Origin of the sequence: Proteiniphilum sp. UBA5463 (assembly GCF_002427225.1) — a bacterium.
Lineage (GTDB): Bacteria > Bacteroidota > Bacteroidia > Bacteroidales > Dysgonomonadaceae > Proteiniphilum > Proteiniphilum propionicum.
This window is the reverse complement of record NZ_DIQL01000058.1, coordinates 1-24,546: the sequence shown is the minus strand read 5'-3', so window position 1 is coordinate 24,546 and position 24,546 is coordinate 1. Positions and strand designations below refer to the sequence as shown.

Annotated in this window: 24 protein-coding genes, 1 tRNA gene and 2 pseudogenes; 21 read left to right on the top strand and 6 right to left on the bottom strand. The window is 41.4% G+C overall.

What is annotated here, in order from left to right:
* Positions 1–190 precede the first annotated feature (190 nt).
* Together B3B27_RS11010 and nadD are read left to right on the top strand one after the other, a co-directional pair.
* The gene (locus tag B3B27_RS11010) at positions 191–439 is read left to right on the top strand and encodes a GlsB/YeaQ/YmgE family stress response membrane protein (protein WP_286833774.1); all 249 of its coding nucleotides are present in this window, start codon (positions 191–193) and stop codon (positions 437–439) included.
* 163 nt (positions 440–602) lie between these two features.
* A complete protein-coding gene (gene nadD, locus B3B27_RS11005) occupies positions 603–1,187 on the top strand; it encodes a nicotinate (nicotinamide) nucleotide adenylyltransferase (protein ID WP_286833772.1) in 585 nt (194 codons plus the stop codon).
* Positions 1,188–1,204: 17 nt separating this feature from the next.
* Here nadD and B3B27_RS11000 read toward each other — a convergent pair whose 3' ends face one another.
* The 4 genes from B3B27_RS11000 to B3B27_RS10985 all read right to left on the bottom strand — a co-directional run bounded on the left by B3B27_RS11000 (position 1,205) and on the right by B3B27_RS10985 (position 6,571).
* The gene (locus tag B3B27_RS11000) at positions 1,205–3,424 is read right to left on the bottom strand and encodes a tetratricopeptide repeat protein (RefSeq protein WP_238867569.1); all 2,220 of its coding nucleotides are present in this window, start codon (positions 3,422–3,424) and stop codon (positions 1,205–1,207) included.
* A gap of 8 nt (positions 3,425–3,432) precedes the next feature.
* Positions 3,433–4,332, bottom strand: coding sequence for a hypothetical protein (locus B3B27_RS10995; RefSeq protein WP_238867568.1), 900 nt, complete (start codon positions 4,330–4,332; stop codon positions 3,433–3,435).
* A 23-nt stretch (positions 4,333–4,355) separates the two neighbouring features.
* Positions 4,356–5,588: a phosphoserine phosphatase SerB gene (gene serB, locus B3B27_RS10990; protein WP_238867567.1), complete on the bottom strand. Its 1,233-nt coding sequence runs from the start codon at positions 5,586–5,588 to the stop codon at positions 4,356–4,358.
* 140 nt (positions 5,589–5,728) lie between these two features.
* Positions 5,729–6,571 carry a DUF4922 domain-containing protein gene (locus tag B3B27_RS10985; RefSeq protein ID WP_238867566.1) on the bottom strand — a complete coding sequence of 281 codons (843 nt, stop codon included), beginning with the start codon at positions 6,569–6,571 and terminating at the stop codon, positions 5,729–5,731.
* A 160-nt stretch (positions 6,572–6,731) separates the two neighbouring features.
* On the opposite strand from B3B27_RS10985, the gene B3B27_RS10980 reads away from it, so the two are divergent.
* Positions 6,732–7,226, top strand: a complete 495-nt coding sequence (locus B3B27_RS10980; protein ID WP_238867565.1) for a DUF4348 domain-containing protein — start codon at positions 6,732–6,734, stop codon at positions 7,224–7,226.
* A 6-nt stretch (positions 7,227–7,232) separates the two neighbouring features.
* On the opposite strand, the gene cdd is transcribed toward B3B27_RS10980, so the two are convergent.
* Positions 7,233–7,715: a cytidine deaminase gene (gene cdd, locus B3B27_RS10975; protein ID WP_238867564.1), complete on the bottom strand. Its 483-nt coding sequence runs from the start codon at positions 7,713–7,715 to the stop codon at positions 7,233–7,235.
* Positions 7,716–7,721: 6 nt separating this feature from the next.
* Here cdd and B3B27_RS10970 point away from each other — a divergent pair, with 6 nt between their 5' ends.
* From B3B27_RS10970 to B3B27_RS10890, 17 genes and pseudogenes are all read left to right on the top strand, one after another.
* Positions 7,722–8,669, top strand: coding sequence for a glucosaminidase domain-containing protein (locus B3B27_RS10970; protein WP_238867563.1), 948 nt, complete (start codon positions 7,722–7,724; stop codon positions 8,667–8,669).
* A 95-nt stretch (positions 8,670–8,764) separates the two neighbouring features.
* On the top strand, positions 8,765–9,358 hold the full coding sequence (locus tag B3B27_RS10965; protein WP_238869507.1) for a DUF4290 domain-containing protein: 594 nt from the start codon (positions 8,765–8,767) through the stop codon (positions 9,356–9,358).
* A gap of 6 nt (positions 9,359–9,364) precedes the next feature.
* Positions 9,365–9,886 carry a ribosome maturation factor RimM gene (gene rimM, locus B3B27_RS10960; protein WP_238867562.1) on the top strand — a complete coding sequence of 174 codons (522 nt, stop codon included), beginning with the start codon at positions 9,365–9,367 and terminating at the stop codon, positions 9,884–9,886.
* Positions 9,887–9,925: 39 nt separating this feature from the next.
* Complete coding sequence (locus B3B27_RS10955; RefSeq protein ID WP_286833769.1) at positions 9,926–10,927, top strand: ABC transporter ATP-binding protein; 1,002 nt, start codon at positions 9,926–9,928, stop codon at positions 10,925–10,927.
* A gap of 84 nt (positions 10,928–11,011) precedes the next feature.
* Positions 11,012–12,172 (top strand): 1-deoxy-D-xylulose-5-phosphate reductoisomerase, encoded by a 1,161-nt coding sequence (locus B3B27_RS10950; protein WP_238867560.1) that lies wholly within the window; start codon positions 11,012–11,014, stop codon positions 12,170–12,172.
* A gap of 113 nt (positions 12,173–12,285) precedes the next feature.
* Positions 12,286–13,608 carry an RIP metalloprotease RseP gene (gene rseP / locus B3B27_RS10945; protein ID WP_238867559.1) on the top strand — a complete coding sequence of 441 codons (1,323 nt, stop codon included), beginning with the start codon at positions 12,286–12,288 and terminating at the stop codon, positions 13,606–13,608.
* A 4-nt stretch (positions 13,609–13,612) separates the two neighbouring features.
* Positions 13,613–14,563, top strand: a complete 951-nt coding sequence (locus tag B3B27_RS10940; protein WP_238867558.1) for a methylenetetrahydrofolate reductase — start codon at positions 13,613–13,615, stop codon at positions 14,561–14,563.
* Positions 14,564–14,588: 25 nt separating this feature from the next.
* The gene (locus B3B27_RS10935) at positions 14,589–15,698 is read left to right on the top strand and encodes an ATP-binding protein (RefSeq protein ID WP_238867557.1); all 1,110 of its coding nucleotides are present in this window, start codon (positions 14,589–14,591) and stop codon (positions 15,696–15,698) included.
* 157 nt (positions 15,699–15,855) lie between these two features.
* A pseudogene (locus tag B3B27_RS10930) lies at positions 15,856–16,950 on the top strand (PSP1 domain-containing protein); the annotation flags it as partial.
* Between the two features lie 28 nt (positions 16,951–16,978).
* A complete protein-coding gene (locus tag B3B27_RS10925; RefSeq protein WP_286833768.1) occupies positions 16,979–17,470 on the top strand; it encodes a gliding motility lipoprotein GldH in 492 nt (163 codons plus the stop codon).
* A gap of 84 nt (positions 17,471–17,554) precedes the next feature.
* Positions 17,555–18,316 (top strand): Rossmann-like and DUF2520 domain-containing protein, encoded by a 762-nt coding sequence (locus B3B27_RS10920; protein ID WP_238867555.1) that lies wholly within the window; start codon positions 17,555–17,557, stop codon positions 18,314–18,316.
* Positions 18,313–18,834, top strand: a complete 522-nt coding sequence (locus B3B27_RS10915) for a KdsC family phosphatase (RefSeq protein ID WP_238867554.1) — start codon at positions 18,313–18,315, stop codon at positions 18,832–18,834. The genes B3B27_RS10920 and B3B27_RS10915 overlap by 4 nt, the downstream gene beginning before the upstream one ends.
* 107 nt (positions 18,835–18,941) lie before the next feature.
* Entirely contained in the window at positions 18,942–19,172 is a 231-nt protein-coding gene (locus B3B27_RS10910; RefSeq protein ID WP_238867553.1) for a 4Fe-4S dicluster domain-containing protein, read from the top strand.
* A 41-nt stretch (positions 19,173–19,213) separates the two neighbouring features.
* Positions 19,214–20,299, top strand: coding sequence for a 3-methyl-2-oxobutanoate dehydrogenase subunit VorB (locus tag B3B27_RS10905; protein WP_238867552.1), 1,086 nt, complete (start codon positions 19,214–19,216; stop codon positions 20,297–20,299).
* A 9-nt stretch (positions 20,300–20,308) separates the two neighbouring features.
* Complete coding sequence (locus tag B3B27_RS10900; RefSeq protein ID WP_238867551.1) at positions 20,309–20,473, top strand: hypothetical protein; 165 nt, start codon at positions 20,309–20,311, stop codon at positions 20,471–20,473.
* A 5-nt stretch (positions 20,474–20,478) separates the two neighbouring features.
* Positions 20,479–21,240: a thiamine pyrophosphate-dependent enzyme gene (locus tag B3B27_RS10895; protein ID WP_238867550.1), complete on the top strand. Its 762-nt coding sequence runs from the start codon at positions 20,479–20,481 to the stop codon at positions 21,238–21,240.
* Positions 21,241–21,260: 20 nt separating this feature from the next.
* Entirely contained in the window at positions 21,261–21,815 is a 555-nt protein-coding gene (locus B3B27_RS10890; protein ID WP_238867549.1) for a 2-oxoacid:acceptor oxidoreductase family protein, read from the top strand.
* A 1,166-nt stretch (positions 21,816–22,981) separates the two neighbouring features.
* Here B3B27_RS10890 and B3B27_RS10885 read toward each other — a convergent pair.
* A pseudogene (locus tag B3B27_RS10885) lies at positions 22,982–24,214 on the bottom strand (DEAD/DEAH box helicase); the annotation flags it as partial.
* 246 nt (positions 24,215–24,460) lie between these two features.
* Between B3B27_RS10885 and B3B27_RS10880 the strand changes: the two are divergent.
* Positions 24,461–24,545, top strand: a tRNA-Ser gene (locus B3B27_RS10880).
* The last annotated feature ends 1 nt before the right edge of the window (position 24,546 follow it).

The window sequence follows — 24,546 nt, the reverse complement described above, 5'->3', positions numbered from 1 at the left end:
TGGATTACACTCTTTACTTCCTGTTTTTCAATAGAATACTTTTCAGATTAATCCGTTTCCCGCATAAGTTATTATTATTATTATTATGTTTAAATAATTTTAAACAATTTCATTCAAAGGTGTGTTTATAAATAGTGGAAACTCTTATTATCAGCAAATCACATAGTATTAACAACAAAAAATATTAATTATGAATTGGTTATTGTGGATTATTGTGGGTACAGTAGCCGGATGGATTGCCGGCAAACTGATGAGAGGCGGCGGTTTCGGTTTTATTATTAATGTTGTGGTGGGTATTGCAGGAGCTATTGTGGGAGGATGGGTTTTTGGTTTATTGGGTATCACTACTGGTAACGGGATAACCGGCAACCTTGTTATCTCGCTCGTGGGAGCAATACTGCTGCTTTGGATTATCTCCATCTTCAAGAAAAAAGTATAGTGAATGGCCTGAGGAAAAGTTGATAAGCTTCCGCCCTATCAATAATGAATTACCTTGAAATATCTTACCCCAGAGACTTTTATATGCTTAGCCGGCCAATATAAAGACTTTTATGCAGAGGACTATTTTTTCAAGTGGGTTCAAAAACAAAAAACAAAATAGGATGCAAAAACGTGAAATCGGCATTTTTTCAGGATCTTTTAACCCCATACATGCGGGCCATCTGATACTGGCTAACTATATTAGAGAATTTACATATATAGATGAGGTGTGGTTTGTGGTATCTCCGCATAATCCGCTGAAGGAGGTTGCTGATCTGCTGGATGATGATATCCGTCTGGAGATGACGCGAAAGGCACTTGATAAGTTCAGCCAATTGGTTGTCTCAGACGTGGAGTTCCATATGCCCAGGCCCTCTTATACAATAGATACGCTGACAAAACTTACAAACATCCATCGCGACAAAAACTTCACGCTTATTATAGGAGGGGATAACTGGACAAAGTTTGACAAATGGAAAGATTATGAACGTATAATTGATCAATATAAGATCCTTATCTATCCTCGTTTGGGTGAAAGAATAAATATTCCTGATAAATTTCACAAATCTGTTCATGAGGTAAATGCTCCTATAATGGAGCTCTCATCTACCTTTATACGAAACAGTATAAGAGAAGGGAAAAACATGCGGGCCTTTGTCCCTTCTGTAGTGTATGACTTTATTGAGAAAAATGGATTATATAGATAAGATATTGATTCACAATATTACAGTCCCTCGTCATATCTTATCTTATCAAGGATAACAGGTAGAATGCCAGTGTTTACTCCTGCTTCCTGAAGTTCTTCTTCATCTTCGTCAAGCATGGATTGAAACGTTTCAAAGCTACCTGTATTTTGCAGAGACAACTTATAATATTCAACAGCTCCCTTAATATTTTCGAGACAGAGCTCTACATGACCTGCATTGAGATAATCGTGCGCATTTGCTTTCTTTTCCAGTATTTGCCTGTAATATTTTTGTGCCACATCGAACTTGCGCGACAGGAAAGCACACCAAGCTATTGACCGCCATGCGCGAGTATTGTTGCTGTCTATCAGCTCTACCTTAAAGTAGAAGTTAAGCGCCTTGTCATACTCCTTCAACTCCATATGGCAATGCCCGATGTTGAGCTGAATATTCAGGTCATCGGGGCGGAATTGTTCAAGCCTTCGGTAATATTCCAGAGCTGTTTCAGGTTCTTTCAACACACGGTAACAGTGTGCTATTCGGTTAAGTACCCATGTGTTATTTTCTTCAATCAAGTCGGCATGCAGATAGGCCTCCAGCGCACCGTTTATATCTGCCAGCATCTGTTTGCAATATCCTATTTTTTGCCATATCTCACTTTTTGTCAACCTAGTATTGGCAAGCATGGTATATGTAGATACAGCTTCGTTGAAATTGTTTTTTTCGAAATAGTAGAGGGCTATCTTTTCCAGATGATCGGGTTGCATAACAATTGGATGGAACGCTTTTATCCGGTGAAAATTGAGTGGAAGTCCAAAAATATCAATGAATTCAGTACGGCGTTGGAAAAGTTTGAAAAAGCGGTAGAGATCTTGTATATACTGTTTGAAGATGGTTTCCTCTTTTTGATGAGGTTTAAGTGCCTGTTCCTCCTCCTGCATCTTTTTAATCTCTTCACTTTCAGCTCCTAATTGCGATATCATCATTCTGCGATACTCCTCAGGCATCATCATAATGCTGAAACAGAACGAGTATTTGTCGGAGTTGCAGATCATTGCTGAACCCGACATAGTTTCAATGAACTGTGCCCCTTCCATTTTGTCGGCAAAGAGCTGCCGGATACTGCTGTGACCGGGATAGAAGGGCAGGAACCAGTTGCCCATTTCATTGAAAAAAGGGTATGATTTCAAGTTCGAGAAGGTAGAGTGGAACACATCGGCACCTTCGAGCTGCAGGTCTGAGAACTCCTTCAGTTTGTCTGTCAATCCGGTTTCATCAAGTATCTTCTGCCATTCTGGGTTTTTTTCATCGAACCCGGTTTCTCCCATCCACTCGTCGAGTTTGATCTTTTTGCCTATCATGGGACTCAGTTTCATCATTTCCGGAATAATCTCCTCCGTAAGTTTTTTAGTGATTTTCTCCGTCTCATGTGCCTGGATAAATCCTATTATGGCAGCAATGAACCTACGGTTGAACATTTTATCGTCGGATAACAGTTTTAACCTGTTACCTAACTCGGAATAGAGCTCCATCCGTGAGTTGTATATCTGGAAAACAGGGATGAGCCCTGTAATTGCACGAGCAGCAAGTTCCGGCTCGGGACGCCTGCAGAGGTCGAGCATAAACTCTATTTTCGTTGAATCGAACCGATGCAGAATATTCATCGTTATAGCGGAAATAACCATGCATTTGTCGTGAACAGGAATAATGTTATCATCCATAAAATTACGAAACGATTCAATATGGTCGCTGTTTGCCTTTGGCGAAACAAGGACGGCATAGAACAAGTCAATCAGTGTATTTTCATGCTCAAGTGAATTTTGTCTCACACGGCTTTGCTTTTCTGGACCCTCTTCAAGAAGGTCCAAAAAAGAGAGTGTGTCAATCTGTTTCGTAATTAAGTCTATGTATTCGTCTATGGAGAGAGGAGTGCGTAAATTCAAAAGCCGCTGTTTATCGAAAAAAAGGGTTGAACTGTTTTGAAGAAGAAGATATTCGGCAGCATCTTCAGCTACAGTATATATGTCGCGGATAAGCTTGTTGTAGATACGTCTATGTTCTGGATCTTTCTTACCCTCAATAAGATAATGAAGCATATAACGGTAATTGGTGGCAAGCTCAGATATCTTTTCCGAAACAGCCCAGTTATGCTGCACCGCTGCAAGTTCATTCACACAGTCAATTGCATCTTTCAGTCGCTTTCTTTCTATGTGAGAGTAGATTATTTCAAGTTTTTTCCCAATATCGAATGAATTCATAATTGTTTTCAGCTTGTTTTTTCTTTAATTATCAGTGTGGAAGGCAGAGAGTCTTTCCATTGCAACGGAGTACACATCAATTTGCTCAACCCATCAAGCCCTACGATTACAAGATCTTGCTGTCTGATGAAGTCAACTCCAATTTTTTTATCATCGTCCCATAAATAGACCCGTCCGTCGGTTTTCTTTACAATGAACTGATAGAGTTTTTGCATCTTCGGTTCGGACTGAATGATACCGATAGCATCCCAGACCATAATCTTTACATTCTCTTTCTGAGCTATCTGGTACACATAGGTGAATATGTGCACGTCTGTTTTTTGTAGTATCGGAACAAAAATTTTACTGACCTCTGACATGCCGTTGTCCACAAATATTCCAGTTGAAACAGTGTTCCTGTTTATGAGCGAATAGACATTCTTTAAAGTAGCTGCTTCATTCTCTCTGAACTGTTCATGTATAAATGTTTCGGTATTTGACTGATTGCTTTTCAGTATATTATATCTCTCAACCAGCGAAAGGTTGAATTCGTCAGGACATATTCCCAACAACACCAGATTGCAATTTTGTTCCTCTATAGTTTTCAGGATGTCGCCTATAAGGTCATCAGAATCTTTTACGAAAGCACGAAAAGTGATTTTACTTTTTTCACCTTTAGGTTTGAAATCGTTCAGAATTTTGTTCTGACAAACTATTATATTCTCTTCCTGCAACATTTTCTTATCATCAATGGCAAAATAAAGAAGAGTGATTGACGATTTTTCTGCTCTCTGCGGTGTAATGTAAGTAGCAAGAGTGCTTAACCTTTTACCGGTCTCAGTTTCAGTGAAACATACCAGTATATTGGATGGCCGTTTTAGTTCGGTTTCACCATCAAGACGGTTCCATAATATGTCTACAAAATCCATACCGTAGCGTTTTAGACGTTAATTTAATTATTCAGCATTTCGCTGTCGAGCATTGAGTCTTTGTAACCCAGAAAATAGAGGATGCCGTCTATACCCACTGTGGAGAGCGATTGGTCTGCGTTCTGTTTAACCTTTGGCTTAGCATGAAAAGCGATGCCAAGCCCGGCGATACCCAGCATGGGAAGGTCGTTGGCACCATCGCCCACAGCTACCGTTTGCCGGAGATCAATTTTCTCCACCTGGGCGATGAGTCGCAGCAATTCGGCTTTTCTTCTGCCGTCGACCACATCTCCCAGATAGTTGCCCGTGAGCTTGCCGTTTTTAATTTCCAGCTCGTTGGCATACATGTAATCGAATCCGTATTTCTCCTTAAGGTAGTTGCCGAAATAGGAAAAACCTCCTGAAAGAATGGCTGTTTTGAATCCAACTTTCTGAAGCACCTTCATCAGCCGTCCCAGTCCCTCGGTAATTGGTAGATTCTCTGCAATCTCCTTCATTACTGAAACATCAAGCCCTTCCAGCAACTTCACCCTCTGCCTGAAACTCTCTTCAAAGTCTATCTCGCCATGCATAGCCTGTTCGGTTATTGCCCTTACCTTATCTCCTACACCTGCTCTCTCTGCCAGTTCATCGATAACTTCGGTCTGAATAAGCGTAGAGTCCATATCGAAGCATATGAGCCGCCGCATACGCCTGAACATGCTTTCCTCCTGGAAGGAGATGTCGAAATTTAGTGATGAGGTGAGTTCAAGAAATGCTTCCTGCATCTGCTGCCGGTTATTGGGAGTGCCTCTTACCGACAACTCAACACACGACTTGGCAGCTCTCTGCTTCTCATCAAGCGGAATTCGTCCTGTCAGGCGTACAATATTATCGATATTGAGATTTTGCTCGGCAATAATTTTTGAAACTGCGGCAATTTGCCTGGCAGTGAGTATTCTTCCCAGCAGTGTGATGATATACCTGTTTTTACCCTGCATGCCTACCCAATTAGAGTAGCGTTCAGCCGAAATAGGAGTAAAACGGATGTTCACATCCATCTCATATGCTTTAAAGAGCAGGTCTTTCATTATCTCACCCGAGTTATTATTTTTCGATTTGAACAGAATACCCAACGACAGATTCCTGTGAATATCCGATTGCCCTATATCGAGGATGAAAGCATCATGCTTCGCAAGTATTTCCGTAAGGGCAGCTGTTAAGCCGGGTTTATCTTCTCCATTGATATTTAACAGTATGATTTCTGAATTCACCATAATTTTTTTACTCTTTACAAATCAGATCACACAAATGTGCCGATCAGTGTAAATATTTATTTTTCATATTTATTTTTCACATTTAAATCCCGTACCTTTTAACTTAACGGAGCAAGTGTGAATAAATTTATTTTTTACTTTCAGATCACCGGCAAAGAGACCTGAGAATAGATGTCTTCAATATCGTGTGTACCTATTTTTTTAAAATCTTCTTCCCTTACGCATATAATCATACCTGCCATATCTAGTGCCCCGGGACTGATAAGAAGCTGTTTACTGCCGTTTTCGTAATATTGTCTGGGACGGTGCGCTTTACGAGGGAATAGGTTTAGTTTGTATCTGTTTTGTTCTATGTAGGCGATGATGTTTATCATTGGCTCATCTTCTTTCGGCTGGCGATGGTGAAGATACTGATAAACATCTTCAAAAAGTTCTTCCACCTCACTTTTATTTCCGCTCTCTATCATCAGGCATGAGCGAAGTACATTGTCGCCCTGAAGCAGCTGTGGCGACTTCAGCCCGGCCTGTAAATGAAAATGGTCGGGGGCCGATGCTCCGCACTTTGGGCCATTGTAAAACAACACATAATCGGGCAGTTGTTCTGCAAGCGAAAGCATATCACCCACCTTGTTGCGGATAAGTTGCGGTACGTGTGAATGAAGGGGAATGGTCAGATGATTCCTGAGAATTGGAAAAGGGTTGCATAGAATGATATATTTCTCCATGAATAGTATACCCTTCTGCAGGGCGGGACGATTAGCTTCGCAAAGGAAGCAGGGGCGATTTTCAATCGATTCTTTGTCAATTTTTGCACTTGTGGAGACCATCCTGGCCGGGTTGAACTGTATTTTTACATTGAACCCATCTCCCCATGTGATCACTTTTTCTTCAGTATCATCGAGTTGCCTAATACCATTTCTCAACTGTTCCCATTTTTTCATCTGGGAGGAGAACAGATTGTCTATTTCCGCTTGAAGATTCATTTGCTATTGCTTTTGAAAACAAAGATAAGGATATTTTCTTTTAATCTATAGGGAAAAGCAAGAAATGAAATTTTGTAAAAAAAATTGCATTACTGTTTGGTTATCAACTTTTTTTATACCTTTGTACCAAAAATAGTTCACAGTAATTAATATATTTCGTATGAGACTTTATGCTCTTGTTTTTTCCTGTTTGTTTCTTCTTTTCCTGAATTCTTGTTCCTGGGGGACGGGCAAGAAAGATTCTTTTTCGGGTAAAGAAGAGGAACAGATTGTAAAGGGCCGGGGTGTTTCATCGGATTCATCAGATGCTGAAGAGGAGTTTGATCAATTTCTCCTGAAATTTAGTGAGGAAGAGTCGTTCCAGTTAAAACGCATAAAATTTCCAATAAGGGTTGTTGTTCCAAATGCAAAACATCAAGGTATGGCGCTCATGGAAGAAACTATTGGAAAATATGACTGGGAGCTACTAGATCTGACTTATGACAGCACCTTTTTAACTCGTACATACGATCAGTACTGTCAGATGGTACGATATAAAAATGATACAGCTGTAGTGGAGATACGTGGTATTAACAATGGCATATATGCCGATTACTATTTTGCACTGATAGATAAAAAATGGTATCTGGTAACGCTTTACGAAGCATCATTTTAAGCCACTCTAACTCTTCAATAACCTATCTCCAAAACTAAGTGGTAACAGATCTTTTATGCTGTTCACTGTATATACTGCCTCATTGCTGTACATCAATACTTTTATTGGCGACTTAAAACGGTTCTCCGTTTCAAGAAGTACCTGCCTGCAGGCTCCGCAGGGAGTGACGGCATCATTGGTGAATCTTCCGTTGTAATAGGCAGCAATGGCAATCGCTTCGATCTTTTGGTCGGGAAAAGATGCATTGCTGAAGAAGATGGTTGTTCTCTCAGCACATAATCCAGATGGATATGCTGCGTTTTCCTGATTGTTTCCGGAAACTATTTTGCCGTTCTGTAGTAATACAGCTGCGCCTACCCTGAATTCGGAATAGGGGGCATAGGCGTTTTTTGTGGCGTTTTTTGCTGCTTCAATAAGTTTTTTTTCTACTTCAGAGCATTCCTCTATGAGATAAACACCTATCTTTGTGGTTAAATTGATTTCTTTCATATTGTAATGCAAGATTTATATCGCAAATATACTAATATTTTACAGCTATTTGTAGTTGTGGCTTTTTTATTTGTCACCGCAGGTTTTTCCGGACGGCCCGGAGTGAGTACCTATGTTGATTATATTGACAGGTACAGTAATTTGGCAATAGAGCACATGAAAAGATACAAAATACCAGCGTCAATTACACTTGCGCAGGGAATATTGGAGTCGGGGGCAGGTATGAGCGATCTTGCACGCAGATCAAACAACCATTTTGGGATTAAGTGCCATCGTGGATGGACAGGCCCCCGTGTTTATGCTGCTGACGATTCGCCGAATGATTGTTTCCGCCGTTATGCAAAGGTTGAAGATTCCTATCAGGATCACTCTGAGTTTCTTGTAAGCGGAGTACGCTACAGCCCTCTTTTTGAATTGTCGATAACCGATTACAAGGGATGGGCCAGAGGTTTGCAGCAGATGGGGTATGCTACAGACAGGGCTTATGCCAACAAGCTTATTAAACTTATTGAGGATTATGAACTTTATCGCTTTGATGATAAAAAATATCACAAAGGGGTTGGCAGAAAAGAGCGTGATGAACTGAAAAAAGCAGAGATGTCACATGCAACATGGACACATCAGCCTTATATTACTCATGGCCTGGTTTATGTTATTGCTGTTTACGGAGATACGTTTGGCAGCATTGCTGAAGAGTTCGGGTTTAAGGAGAAAGATCTGTTGAAGTTCAATGAGGTTCCCGGGGATTTCCCGTTGAATGAAGGAGATATTGTATATTTCCAGAAGAAAAATAAACGTGCAGTATTGCCTTATGAGTTTCATACGGTTCAAGTGGGTGAGTCGATGCACAGCATCTCGCAGCTGTATGGAATTCAGTTGCGTAACCTATACAGGTTGAATAAAAAAAATTATGAGTATATTCCCGCTGAGGGCGATCTGCTTAAATTAAGATAGAAAAAACAGGACAATGACCTGTTATTGATAATTTTAAGAGGCTTTATGCCTGAGCTTATATAGAAGAAAAAATTATGAATAAAGATCAAAATAAGATGAGATACAATACACAAGAAAAAAAACTGGCTTTGCCGGAATATGGGCGTAATATACAGAACATGGTTGATCACTGTGTTGGAATAGAAGATCCCGAAGAGCGAAAAAAATGTGCTTACACAGTCATCGATATAATGGGGAATATGTTCCCTCATTTGCGAGATGTCAATAATTTCAAACACATTTTGTGGGACCATCTGGCTATCATGTCTGACTTTAAACTTGACATTGAGTACCCATATGAGATAATAACCAGGGAAGAGTTGAACACTGCACCGGGGCATCTTGATTACAGCCGTCCTTCTATGCAGTACCGTCATTACGGGAAAATTCTGGATAGGATGATAAAGATTGCTGCCAGTATGGAGGATGGCGATAAAAAAGATCATCTGTTGAAACTTCTTCTCAACCAGATGAAAAAATCATATACACAGTGGAACAAGGAAGTAGATGATGAGAAGATTTTTCAAGATCTGTACGAAATGTCGGGAGGAAAAATAAAGATTGATCCGGCTATGTATACTATCTCTGAAGTGAAGGTGAATACAAATCGTGATAAACTAAAGAATATCAAGTTTCAACGAAGAAAATAATTTATTATGATCTCCAAAAAAGATATAATTCAGGTGGGGCGTACACAGAAACCATACGGGATAAGAGGGGAGATAATCATCCTGTTCAGTAAGGCTGAGTATGCCGAGGTTGATTGCGAATATTATCTTCTTGAGATTGACGGAATTCCCGTACCCTTTTTCGTGGAAGAGTTTACATTTACTACTGATAGAACTGCGAGGGTGAAGTTTGAAGATGTAGACGACGAGAATACGGCATCGAAGTATGTCAATACAGATGTTTTTATTCCTCGCAAAACAGTTAAACAGGCGATACCCGAAAATGGTCTCAATTGGGATTTCTTTGTTGGGTACACTGTTGTAAATCAGCATGGTGAAGTGCTCGGGTTAATAGATGAAGTAGATGATTCTACACTGAACACTCTTTTTATTGTGAAAGATAGAGATAAAGAGCTGCTTATTCCAGCCACGGAAGATTTTATTGCTGCCATTGACGAGGAGAAAAAAATCATTGAAATGTATTTGCCTGAAGGGTTAATAGATGAGTGAATGATTACCTGTTCCAATTCGGAAATCGAAAAAATAGATATGCCTTTTCTGCATCTTTCTAATGTAAGTATAGGTTATCCTGACAAAAAAGGAGCTGTGATAGTTCAGTCGGGCCTTACACTCTCTGCCGAAAAGGGGGAGCTGATTGTGCTTATTGGGAAGAATGGTTGCGGAAAATCTACTCTACTGCGCTCTATTGCCCACCTTCAGCCTATCTTTCAAGGAGAAATCTTTCTTAATAATGAAAACTTGCTCGAGATCCCGCCCAAAAGGCGGGCCAGACTACTTTCCGTTGTGCTTACGGAGCAGCAGCCGGTGGCATCATTCACCGTGAGAGAGCTTATCTCCATTGGCAGGGACCCCTATACGGGATGGCTGGGAAGCCTTTCCGATGAAGATAATATAATTATTTCTGAAGCCCTGGAGATGGCTTGTTTGCATGGTTTTGAAGGTAGAAACATATACGAACTGTCAGACGGAGAGCGCCAAAGGGTTTTTATTGCCCGTGCTCTTGCACAGGATACTCCTGTGATATTGCTTGATGAGCCCACTTCGCACCTCGATCTGCCAAACCGTATTAATATCCTTTTGCTGCTGCAGAAGCTGGCACGTGAAACAGGCAAAACAATTTTCATCTCAACACACGAACTGGAGACCGCTATTCAGGTGGCTGACAAGCTGTGGTTGATGGAAAAAGGCAAGGGCGTTACCGTTGGAGTACCGGAAGATATGGTATTAAATGGGAGTTTCGACAAGGTGTTTCGTCACCGTTCTTACGTGTTCGATAAGGAATACGGGAGTTTTGTGGTGCAAAAGCAATTGGATAAGTTTATAACTACCCGTGTGAAAAACCCTGACGGCCTGATGGCACGATGGACCACAAAGGCACTATCGAGGAAAGGATACAAAATAACAGAAGATGCTCAACTGGAGCTGTCTGTGGATGAGGAAAACAGGTGCTGGACAGTGATGAATGGCAGCAAAACAGTTGTGACATATACCGTAGAGGATACATTGAAGATACTGTCACAATTCACTTAGGGAAGTATTTCCGCTGTCAATCTGTAGGAATAAGACCCTATTTTTTATTATCTTTGTACGTTTTTACACGTACATCATTTCTGTATGGAAGATAGAAAACGAAATATTGCTGTTTTAGGATCAACCGGCTCCATAGGAACGCAGGCGCTGAGTGTTATTGCCGGGCATTCCAGTAGGTTTGCGGCTTATGCGCTTGTTGCCAACAATAATGTGGAACTTCTTATTGAGCAGGCTAGGGCATTTCTTCCCGAAGTTGTTGTAATAGCTAATGAATCGAAATACGAACAGCTAAAATCTGCCTTGAGAAGCCTTCCCATAAAGGTATGGGCCGGGAGCAAGGCAGTAGGGGAAGTGGTGCGTGATAAGAATATTGATATGGTACTAACTGCTATGGTGGGGTTTTCAGGTTTGGAACCAACCATCAACGCAATCATGGCAGGAAAAACCATAGCACTTGCAAACAAAGAGACTCTGGTAGTAGCAGGTGAACTGATTACATCTCTCGCGTTAAAATATAAAGCAGCTGTTTTGCCGGTTGATTCCGAACATTCAGCCATCTTTCAATGTTTGAACGGTGAGGGTAACAACAGAATCGACAAGATCTGGCTTACCGCTTCAGGGGGGCCTTTCCGTACTTTTTCGAAAGAACAGCTTGGTTGTGTCACCAAAGCACAGGCGCTTGCTCATCCCAACTGGAATATGGGTGAGAAAGTGACGATTGACTCTTCAACCCTTATAAATAAAGGGTTCGAGATGATTGAGGCCAGATGGCTTTTTGGAGTTGAGCCTTCTCAGATTGAGGTGGTTGTGCATCCGCAATCTATTATTCACTCTATGGTACAGTTTGAGGACAGCTCAGTGATGGCGCAGCTGGGGCAGCCTGATATGCGCATGCCTATACAGTACGCCTTCTCTTACCCTGTGAGGCTGAAGTCGGACATTAAACCGCTCAACTTCTTTGAAGTGCAGGACCTGACATTTGAAAAGCCTGACATAGAGAAATTTCCGAACCTGACATTTGCATACGAAGCCATTAAAACAGGCGGGAATATGCCATGTATTCTGAACGCTGCAAACGAAGTGGCTGTTGCGCTTTTTTTGAAGGAACAGATTGGGTTTTTGCAAATGAGCAGTCTTATAGAGAGAACGCTGCAGAGAGCAACGTTTGTGCAATCACCGTCCCTGAGCGACTATCTGCATACCGATGCGGAAACAAGAGTGATAGCTTTGGAGTGTTACGGGTAAGCTAAATAAAAGAAAAGGTTAATCTAAGCTGATTATACCGGAGAACAAGGAGAATAGGAATAAATCAAATAACTAAAAATACACGTGTAATGCGTGTGACGTAAAAAAACCGGATGGAGACATTTTTAATTAAAGCGCTGCAACTCATTTTGAGTTTGTCAATTTTGGTGATTGTGCACGAGTTTGGGCATTATATTTTTGCGCGTATGTTTAAGATCAGAGTAGAGAAATTTTATCTATTCTTTGATCCATGGTTTGCAATCTTAAGATATAAACCCAGGAACAGCCAAACCGAATATGGCATCGGATGGTTGCCTCTTGGGGGATATGTAAAGATTGCCGGAATGATTGACGAGTCCATGGACAAAGAGCAGATGGCTCTGCCTGCACAACCGTGGGAGTTTCGTTCAAAACCTGCCTGGCAGCGTCTTATGGTTATGGTTGCCGGGGTGCTGTTTAACTTGTTGCTGGCTTTTTTTATCTATTCTATGGTGCTTTTCACCTGGAGTGATACTTATCTCCCGCTTAAGAATGTTACCCAGGGAATGGAGTTCAGCCAGGCAGCCCATAGCGCCGGCTTTCAGGATGGGGACATCCTGCTCAGGGCTGATAACAAGGAGTTGGAGCGCTTTGGAGTACGCACCCTCCTTGATGTGGCGGATGCCGAAAAAGTGACTGTATTGCGTAATGGCGAAGAGGTTATACTGAATATGAGCAAGGGGTTGATGGAGAATCTGCTGAAAGATAAGGAGGGATTTGCCACATACCGCATTCCGGCAGTTGTATACCTGACTATGGAAGGGAGTGCTGCACAGCGTGCAGGGTTGATCCCCGGCGATAGCATAGTAGGTGTGAACGGCATTATAACACCGGTATTCGGTGATCTTCGTTCAGCACTTGACAGCAACCGCAATCAGCAGGTTACCCTCGATTATTACCGAAACGGTGTGCTTTATACAACTACTGCAGGGGTAGATTCAGCAGGGACGCTGGGCTTTTACGCGATGTCTGCACCTCAGATCTACCGGACTGTTACGCTCAAGTATAGTTTTTTTGAGTCATTGCCGGCAGGGATAAGATTGGGTATTCAGACACTTAAAGACTACGTGGCACAGTTCAAATATGTGTTCACCAAAGAGGGAGCCTCATCACTGGGTGGGTTTGGCGCTATAGGCAATTTGTTCCCTGCACAGTGGAACTGGCAGGCTTTCTGGATGATGACTGCTTTTTTATCGGTTATTCTTGCATTCATGAATATACTGCCTATCCCTGCACTTGATGGAGGACATGTTATGTTTCTCATCTATGAAGTGATAGTGAGAAGGAAACCTAACGAGAAATTTATGGAATACGCTCAGGTAGCCGGTATGATGCTGCTTTTGGGATTGGTGTTATACGCCAATGGAATGGATGTTGTGAGAGCAATTTTTAAATAATAATATGAAAGTTTCGGAATTGATAGATAATAAGCAGAAGACTGCCTTTTCGTTCGAGCTGCTGCCGCCTATTAAAGGCAATAGCATCAAACAGGTTTTCGACACTATAGACCGTCTGAAGGAGTTCGATCCGAAATACATCAATATTACAACTCATCACAGTGAAAATATTTACAAGGAAGATGAGAACGGGGTGTATCGAAAAGTTAATGTAAGAAAAAGGCCCGGATCGGTAGCTATAGCTTCCGCTATCCAGAACAGATATGGCATAAGAGCCATACCGCATATAATCTCTCAGGGCTTTACTAAAGAAGAGACGGAATACGCACTCATTGACCTGTCATTTCTGGAAGTGACCGATCTGTTACTGTTAAGAGGCGACACAAAAAAGCTAGATGCCGATCAACGAAAAATGGATAGCCATCCTCATGCTACAGGATTGCAGGAACAGGTTAACAACTACAACAAAGGTATTGCTTTCGACGGCTCCACCTTTACGCCTCCAGAAGTCCCGTTTTCATATGGAATGGCATGTTATCCGGAGAAACATGAAGAGTCTCCAAATATGGAGTCTGAGATATATTACACGAAAATGAAGGTCGATAATGGAGCCGACTATCTTGTAACACAGATGTTCTTCGATAACCGCAAATATTTTGAGTTTGTTGATCGTTGCCGTGCAGCAGGTATTACTGTTCCCATCATCCCGGGTATAAAGCCTGTTCACCTGTTAAGTCAGTTGACAGTGTTGCCGCAGGTTTTTCGTTCCGATATTCCCGAAGAACTGGAGAAAGAGCTCAGAAAGTGCAAAAATGATGACCAAGCAAAGGAAGTTGGTGTGGAGTGGTGCATTAAACAGTGCAGGGAACTCATAGAAAAGCAGGTACCCAGCATTCATTTCTATTCGTTGATGGCTACGGAGAGTGTTTATCGTGTTGCAAAGGAGATTTATTAAACTTCGTTAAGCGGGACAGGTATAAATGTATTTTCGCAATATCATAGGGCTTTACGATGTAAAAAAACAACTTATAAACTCAGTTCATGAGGGCTTTGTACCACACGCAAGAATGTTTTATGGGCCTGAGGGAGTTGGGAAGTTGCCACTTGCAATCGCCTATGCCAGATATCTTAATTGCAGCAACCGAGGCGCAGAAGATGCCTGTGGTGAATGTCCGTCATGTCATAAATTCGATAAGCTGGCACACCCCGATCTCCATTTCGTGTTCCCTGTGGTAAAGTCTAAGGTGAGTGACGAATATCTTCCTGAATGGCGAAAATTTCTGTCTGAAAACACCTATTTCAATATCAACCAGTGGCTAAGTTTTATTGATGCACAAAATGCTCAGGGCGTCATCTACTCTAAAGAGAGCGATGAGATTATCCGGAAGCTGAATCTTAAGATTTATGAAGCTCCTTACAAGATAATGATTTTGTGGCTTCCTGAGAAAATGCACGATTCCTGTGCCAATAAGCTGCTGAAATTATTGGAGGAACCACCTGGAAATACAGTCTTTTTATTGGTTTCGGAAGACAGGGAGAATGTACTCCAAACCATCTGGTCAAGATGCCAGCCTCTTCATATCCGTGCAATTGAAAAAGAAGAAATGGTAATCGCAATACAGCAGAACTTTGGGTTGGAGAGGGAGAGCGCAGTGTCTGTTGCCCACATCGCCAACGGCAGTTTTACTAATGCTGTTGAAATAATCAGTTCATCTGACACTAAGGATTATTTATTTGATCTGTTTAAAAGCATGATGCGTTCCTCCGTATCAGGCAATATAAAATCCATAAAGGAGATATCAAATAAGATTGCGGGAATCGGCCGTGAAATGCAGAAAGGATTTCTACTCTATTCGTTGAGGTTGTTCCGTGAATATTTTGTTAGCAACCTCAATGAACCGGATATGGTATATCTGCAGGATGATGAGTGGCAATTCGGCAATCGGTTTGCACCATTTATCAATGAGAAAAACATTGAAGAGTTCAATAATGAATTTTCACTTGCCTTTAGGCAAATTGAACAAAACGGCAATGCTAAAATTATTTTCCTTGATCTTTGCTTGAAGGTAACGCTTCTTTTAAGAAAATAATTTGTAAATTGCAATCGGTTTTATTTTATTTATAATCAAGGAGTATCGCCTGCCGGCTTCGGCAGAGCATTTATATATGGATAAAGAGCAATTATCAGATAAGTTAGCGGATATCGTTCCTTTAAAAACGGTAACCGTCACAAATATAAAAAGTTGCATGGGCTGTACCCGGCACAGAAATAAACTTCACACCTACGATTGGCTTTACGATTATTCTGAGCTTCAGAAAGCTACCAAAATGGTGGAGGTGCAGTTCAAGAATACAAGAAAAGGCTATTATCTCAACAGTAATGATCTGGAGCTTGAACAGGGCGACATGGTGGCTGTGGAGTCTACTCCAGGACACGATATTGGTATTGTTACCCTCACAGGCAAGCTGGTTGAGCTTCAGATGAAGAAATGTAATTTCCGGGATGATGCAAATGGCGGCCCCAAGCGTGTTTACAGGCTTGCGCGTCCCGCTGATATAGAGAAGTACGAGCAGGCCAAAGCACGTGAACAGTCCACAATGATCCGTTCCAGGGAAATAGCTGAGGAGCTTGGGTTGCAGATGAAGATTGGTGATGTGGAATATCAGGGCGATGGCAATAAAGCCATTTTCTATTACATTGCTGATGAAAGAGTTGATTTCCGCCAGCTTATCAAAGTATTGGCAAGCGAATTCAGGGTGAAAATCGAGATGAAGCAGATAGGTGCACGACAGGAAGCAGGTCGCATTGGCGGCATTGGCCCTTGTGGGCGAGAGCTGTGCTGCAGCAACTGGATGTCGAGTTTTGTTTCTGTTTCAACGTCAGCTGCCAGGTATCAGGATATCTCTATTAACCCCCAGAAGCTGGCTGGACAGTGCGGGAAACTAAAGTGTTGCATGAATTACGAGGTGGATGCCTATGTGGAAGCACAGCGGGGGCTGCCATCTAGGGAAATTATACTGGAGACAAAGGATTCCGACTATTATCATTTTAAGACGGATGTTTTTTCAGGATTAATAACCTATTCAACCGATAAGCATAATGGTGCAAATCTTGAAATTATCTCTAAAGAGCGTGTGTTTGAGATAATCGCGATGAATAAAAAAGGCAAAAAACCATTAAAGCTTGCTGCTGAAAACGAGGCAAAGCAGGGTAAAGAGCCAGCTTATATTGGTGATATCCTTGAAGACCATAGTATTACTCGTTTCGACAGCAATATGCAAAATAAGGGTAAGAAACGGAGGAAGCCTCGTAAAAGACGTTCCTCTGATTCATCGGGGAACAGAAAACCAAGAAAAAACAGGGATTCCAGTGGCAACAAAGCGTAATATTGTCTTACTCTTTGCGGTCATGATTTTCACCTTTCTGACATCCTGCTCTCAAGGTGAGGTCTATTATCGTTTTCACCATATCAACAAAGGGATGTGGTATAGCGACAGCGTACTTGTTTTTAAAATTGATACTGCGAATATACATCCCGGAAAAAAATATGATATAACAATTGAGCTCACAACAAACCACAGTTATCCTTATCGCAACCTGTTGCTTTATGTAGAGCATAATATAACCAGTCCGGTTTACCAAAGCGATACCTTGCATTGCCTCCTGGCTGATGAATATGGAAGATGGCTGGGGGCCGGGACAGGCGGATTAAACCAGTTTTCGTTGAATTACCTTGCTGCGGTTGTGCCTGACAGTGTGCGCATATATGAACTGAAAATAAGGCAGTCAATGATTAATAATCCTTTAATAGGAGTTGAAAAAGCAGGTGTGAAAATCACTGAGGTGAACATTGGTTCCTGAGTGTAGGAAACATACAGGATTGTGATTTGGCGGAGTTTCAATTATTTAAGATCGTTGAAGACGCCGTTAAGATAAATTAGCAGCATGAGAATAGTTTTTATTGGTTCAGGCAATGTGGCAACTCACTTAGCCGTGGCACTAAAGGCTTCGGGAAATGAGATTATTCAGGTTTACAGCCGCACATTTGAAAATGCGAAGATACTCGCCGTAAAAACCGGCGCTGTACCTGTTAATGATATAGGTTCTATCTTTTGCGATGCCGATCTGTATATTTTTTCGGTGAAAGATGATGCCCTGCCTATCGTTATAAGTCAAATGCCGCGTACAAATGGTATTTGGGCACATACAGCCGGAAGCGTACCTTTAAACGTTTTTTCATTGTTCAAAGAAAAATATGGCGTAATTTATCCATTACAGACTTTTAGCAAGGATAGAGGATTGAACTTCTCTGAAATACCGTTGTTCATAGAGGGAGACAGTGATGATACTACCCGCACACTGGTTGGCCTTGCGAAAACTATTTCAACAAATGTGCAATACCTTCCGGGTTACAAGCGGCTTTATCTTCATCTGGCGGCAGTATTTGCATGTAATTTTGCAAACCATATGTATGCACTGGCGTCAGATATTATATCCAATGAGGATATTCAGTTCGATATATTGAAACCGCTTATAGCTGAAACTGCAGCCAAAGTAATGGAGATGCAGCCTGTTGCAGCTCAGACCGGCCCTGCGATAAGGTTCGACGAAAAGGTTATGAAAAAGCATCTTGAACTTATTACAGACCCAATGGTAAAAGAGATCTATTCCCTGTTAAGTAAAAGTATTCATATTCATTCATTATGAGCGCGATAAATTACGATTTGAAAAAAATAAAAGCATTTATATTTGATGTTGACGGAGTTCTCTCCTGTCAGACTATTCACATGTCGGCCCAAGGTGAGCCTCTGCGAACTGCCAATATTCACGATGGATATGCACTTAACCTTGCTGTGAAGCACGGCTATGGCGTATGTTTAATAACTGGTGGAAATACTCAGGCAGTACGTCTTCGATACGAATCATTGGGTATAAGCGATATTTACATGAATTCGGGTATAAAAATGAACGATTATCTCGATTATTTACGCAAAACCGGATATGAGCCCGAAGAGATTATCTATGTGGGAGATGATATACCTGATTATAATGTAATGAATGAGGTCGGTTTACCTATTGCCCCAATGGACGCGGCTCCAGAGATTAAAAAGATAGCAAAGTATATATCTTCAAGGAATGGAGGACAGGGTGTCGCACGTGATGTTATTGAGCAGGTACTTAAGGTTCAGGGTAACTGGATGAGTGAAGAAGCTTTCGGATGGTAGCGGGGAATTAATATTTATCAATCTTAGTTAAAAATTAACACTGAAAAATTGAGTTAAAACAAAACAACAGCTATATTTGTAACTACTAAATAAAAACCACTCATATAATGGCAAAAGTCAAGGGTTATGTAGAGGTAAACACCGAACGTTGTAAAGGTTGTAACCTGTGTGTTGTGTCTTGTCCTTCTGAAGTATTGGATTTGCAGCCTCGAGAAGTGAACGACCGTGGATACCATTACGTCTATTTAAAAAATCCCGATGAGTGCATCGGGTGTGCGAACTGCGGGTATGTATGTCCTGACGGTTGTTTGACCGTATATCGGATGAAGGTGAAATAATCCTTTTTCCCATAAGTGAAATAATTTCTAATATTAGTATTATGTCAGAAGAAATATCATTGATGAAAGGTAACGAAGCCATCGCTCATGCGGCTATTCGCTTCGGAGTGGATGGCTATTTCGGTTATCCCATCACGCCCCAGTCCGAAATAATTGAGACTCTTATGGAGGCTGCACCATGGAAAACGACCGGGATGGTGGTCTTGCAGGCTGAAAGCGAGGTTGCGGCAATAAATATGGTTTATGGCGGTGCTTCATGCGGTAAATATTCCATGACCTCTTCATCAAGTCCCGGCATCAGTCTAAAACAGGAAGGGATATCCTATCTGGCAGGAGCTGAACTGCCATGTCTTATTGTGAATGTTCAGCGTGGTGGCCCAGGTTTGGGTACTATTCAGCCTTCTCAGGCCGATTATTTCCAGACTGTGAAAGGGGGAGGCCATGGTGACTACAAATTAATCACACTTGCACCCAATTCAGTTCAGGAGATGGCCGATTTTGTGTCGCTTGGCTTTGAGCTTGCGTTCAAATATCGCAATCCGGCAATGATACTCACAGATGGTGTTATAGGACAAATGATGGAGAAAGTAAAACTTCCCGGATATCGCCGCAGAAGGACCGAACAGGAAATCAGAGAGCAGTGTCCCTGGGCAACTCTTGGTAAAACACCCGATAGAGAGCCTAATATCATAACTTCTCTTGAACTTGAATCGGCAGTTATGGAGAAGAATAACGAACGCTTTCAGGCAAAATATCGTGTACTTGAGAAAAATGAGGTACGCTATGAGGAGGTTAAATGTGAAGATGCCGACTATCTGTTGGTCGCTTTCGGTTCAGCCGCTCGCATATGCTTGAAAACAATTGAGATGGCAAGGGAAGAGGGGATTAAGGTTGGGCTGGTACGTCCCATTACCCTGTGGCCTTTTCCAGGTAAGGTACTGAATGATTATGCCGGAAAGGTGAAGGGTATGCTCACGGTGGAATTAAATGCCGGTCAGATGGTAGAAGATGTCCGCCTTTCCGTGAACGGGAAAACACCCGTTGAACACTACGGCCGTCTCGGGGGCATTGTGCCTACTCCTGAAGGTGTGCTTGATGCCTTGAAAGAGAAAGTGGTAAATAAATAACTAATTAGTATGGATCCCAAAATAAGAAATATATTCCTGCTGCTGTTTCTCCTTTCATTCCTGGGTACATTAGTGGTCTATTTTACTTCTAACCAGGATATTAAACTAACGTGGTATTTTGCAGGAGCTGCTGCGGTTTTTTATTTGATATACAGATTCTCTGCTAAAAAATAAACAATATGGATATAAATAATATTGTAAGTCCCGAAAATCTGGTTTATGCTAAACCGGAACTTATGAACAACAATCACATGCATTATTGCCCGGGATGTTCACACGGGGTGGTTCATAAAGTCATAGGTGAAGTTATAAGTGAACTGGGGCTACAGGAAAAAACTATCGGAATTGCACCGGTAGGATGTGGCGTTTTTGCATATAAATACCTTGATATCGACTGGCAGGAGGCTGCTCACGGACGAGCTCCTGCACTTGCCACTGCTGTAAAGCGGTTGCTCCCAGACAAGATGGTTTTCACCTATCAGGGCGATGGCGATCTGGCTGCTATTGGTACGGCAGAGACCATTCATGCAGCCAACCGCGGCGAGAATATCGCTATTATTTTTATCAATAACGGTATATATGGTATGACCGGCGGACAAATGGCTCCCACAACGTTAAACAATATGGTTACATCAACCAGTCCCGAAGGACGTAATGTAGAGACTATGGGTGGCCCGCTTAAGATTCTTGATATGCTTGCTCTGCTTGACGGTGTCTGCCTCGCTACCCGTGTAAGTGTACATACGGCTGCTGCTGTAAAAAAGACCAGGCGTATGGTTAAACTGGCTTTTGAAAATTCCATGGCAGGAAAAGGTACCTCCATAGTGGAAGTTGTATCAACTTGCAATGCCGGATGGAAAATGACACCCGAAGCTGCAAATAACTGGATGGTGGAAAATATGTTTCCGGTATATCCGATTGGGGATCTGAAAAATATATAAAACGCATTAAATATATATAAATGTTACAAGAGATAGTAATTTCAGGTTTTGGAGGCCAGGGAGTGCTCTCCATGGGTAAAATTCTTGCTTATTCCGGTATTATGGAAAACAAGGAGGTATCGTGGTTCCCGGCTTACGGACCCGAACAGCGTGGTGGTACTGCTAATGTTACAGTGATCATTTCAGATGAACCAATTAGCTCGCCTGTTGTTAATAGATATGACATTGCTATTGTATTGAATCAGCCTTCCCTCGATAAATTTGAGGAGAAAGTAAAACCCGGAGGAGTGATAATATACGATGGGTATGGAATTCATAAAAAGGTTGGACGGAAAGATATCAATGTGTACCGCATTAACGCCATGGATGAGTCTATGAAAATGGACAATACAAAGGTATTCAACATGATTGTGCTGGGTGGGCTGCTCAAGATATCACCCATGGTGGAGCTTGAAAATGTGATGAAAGGACTTAAAGAGTCGCTCCCGGAGCGGCACCATAAGCTTTTACCAATGAACGAAGAAGCCATTATAAGGGGAATGGAGTTAGTTCAATTGGAGCAAAAAGCGGAGTAATCAGAGCAACAAATGATTATTCCGATTAGGAGCCGGACTGATCCCTGTCAGACCGGCTTCGCGATTTTAATTTATCTGAATCTATAACTTACACCTTTATCTCCAGAGTTGTACAAATAATACCAGTTCCTGCGCAACATTCTATTACATCATTGCTGAACTTAGATGTTACATTATAAATACACTTACTGTATAGGCATCAAAGTAATCAGAAGAAACCATCACGGCAACAATAAAAGCATTATTAATAATAACAAGAGGGTTCCCTTTTTAGTAATACCTCTATGAATATTTATTTAAACACCTGACAATATGAAAGAAAGGACGGAAACTTTTTATAAGGCTTAGTGAAATAACAATTGATGAATTACCAGTCAAATATAATTTTTTTACGGGACTGCTATTTATAATGCTTCGTTATAACATCATTTATAATACTGACAGTCAATAATTTATGCTAGGTCCTCAAAAAAGCGCCATACTCTATTAGTATTCAGTGAATTATAAGAACTGTTTTTGAAAAAATACCGAAGTATTGATTTAAAAAGTTACTTCTTTTTTTTACGAAACCAACCCTTTATAATAGTTGCTAGTTTAGCAGGTGTTCCTGACGAAGTCTCATTTTTTATTTCTTTTTCCAGGGGCGTTTTCAAGTCAGGCCTGTCTGTCCTTTTATTTGGCCTTTCAATTCTTAAATCAGTTTTGTCTGTCCTGATTGAAGTTGAACCTCTCTTTTTCTGAATTGTTTTTTTCCCTGAATCTGTTATTCTTTCAGAAGATACATTCGTAACAGACGTAACAGAGCTTTTTCTGTTTATCTTTTTACCTGATGCCCTCCCGTTCGGCGAAGCATTGTTTTCAGTTGTTCTACCTTGTCCCGAACCGCTTCTCCTCTTCCCTGAAGCCCTTCCGGCAACAGATAAATTTTTTTCGGGTCTCCCGTCTTGCGCAGAACCGCTTTTTCCCTTTTCGAATGATATTTCGGGAGAAGATCCGGAGCTTTGGGAAGCACCGGTCGAATTCATACTATCGACTCCTTTACGTTTTTTGTTTCTGGAGAGGTTTGTAGCTTTCCCCGTTTCACCCGTTGCTCTTGTTGATATGTTGTTTCCGACTCCTCTTCTGTCCTTTTTCCTGGTGAGATTTGAGACCTTGTCCACCTCTTTTGTTGAGGGAGTACTTCTGTTTTTCTTTTTTGATCGTCCTGATGTATTTTTTGGGGAATATCTTTTTTTGCTTTCTTTTACGGGGTTATATTCAGGAGTATCGCCAAATTCAGATGGAACTGGAATCCTGTATATCTCTTTTTGAAGAAACTTTTCTATTTGTGAAAAACGGTACTGTTCGGCAGGTGATACAAAAGTTATTGCCATACCCGAATCGCCTGCACGTGCAGTACGTCCTATCCGGTGAACATAATCTTCAGCATCATAAGGAACATCGAAGTTAATCACCAGGGAAATATCATCTATATCAATTCCACGTGCCACAATATCGGTTGCAACAAGTATATCCACCCGTTCGTTTTTGAATTCATGCATCACATGGTCGCGCTGCGACTGATCAAGGTCGGAATGCATCTCACCAGAAGACAATCCCATTCTCTTTAATGTGTTCGCAATCTCCTTCACTTTCTGTTTAGATCCGGAAAAAAGTATCACCTTATTGGGCTTTTTCTCCTTGAAGAGATTCTTTACGATGTTGATCTTTTGTCCTTCATAACAAATGTAAGCAGACTGCAGAATGGTCTCTGGCGGGCGTGCAATTGCAATAGTTATCTCTTTAGGATCATCCAGTATGGTTTTAGCCAGTTGCTGTATCTTTGGTGGCATAGTAGCTGAAAACATAATGGTCTGGCGCTTTTTGGGGAGCAGTTTCTCAATCTTCATGATATCATCCTGGAATCCCATATCCAGCATCCTGTCAGCTTCGTCAAGAATAAAATATTTCACACCTGAAAAGTCAATTTTGTAAAGATTGATGTGTGACAAAAGCCTTCCGGGTGTGGCAATAACAACATCAGCACCACTTAATAACCCGCGCTTCTGCACATCCCAGGCATCACCGTCATTACCTCCATATACGGCAACTGATGAGAAAGGTGTGAAATAGGAGAAACCTTCCATATGTTGGTCTATCTGTTGTGCCAGTTCACGTGTAGGAGCCATAATTATGGCGTTTATCTTATTTTCATCGTGAGCATCTGTCTGCAAGTTGTTCAGTAGTGGAAGTAAAAAAGCGGCAGTTTTCCCCGTACCTGTTTGTGCACAGGCAATCACATCCTTTTTATCGAGTATTACAGGGATAGCTTGTTCTTGTACTGGAGTGGTTTCTTTAAAATTCATGGCTTGCAAACCATCTAATAACGTATTGCAGAGTGGAAGTTCAGTAAATAACATTTTATTTTCTAGCTGTACTTTCGCATGTATCAATGTGATGTATTTATAGCTAAATAATGTTTGTTGAAAGATTTAGCTGTAATCAGAACATGCAAAAGTTGGATTTCTAATATTTCAACAAAGATAATGCTTATTTTTTGTATTTAAGCCTGCTGTCGCAAGTTAGGTAAAATAAATTTCTTATGAGACTTTTTTCTTTTCGAAAATAGTTTTACCTTTGCACTCGCATTTTCAAACAAAATGCAGGGAGAGATGGCAGAGTGGTCGATCGCGGCGGTCTTGAAAACCGTTGAACTGAGAGGTTCCGGGGGTTCGAATCCCTCTCTCTCCGC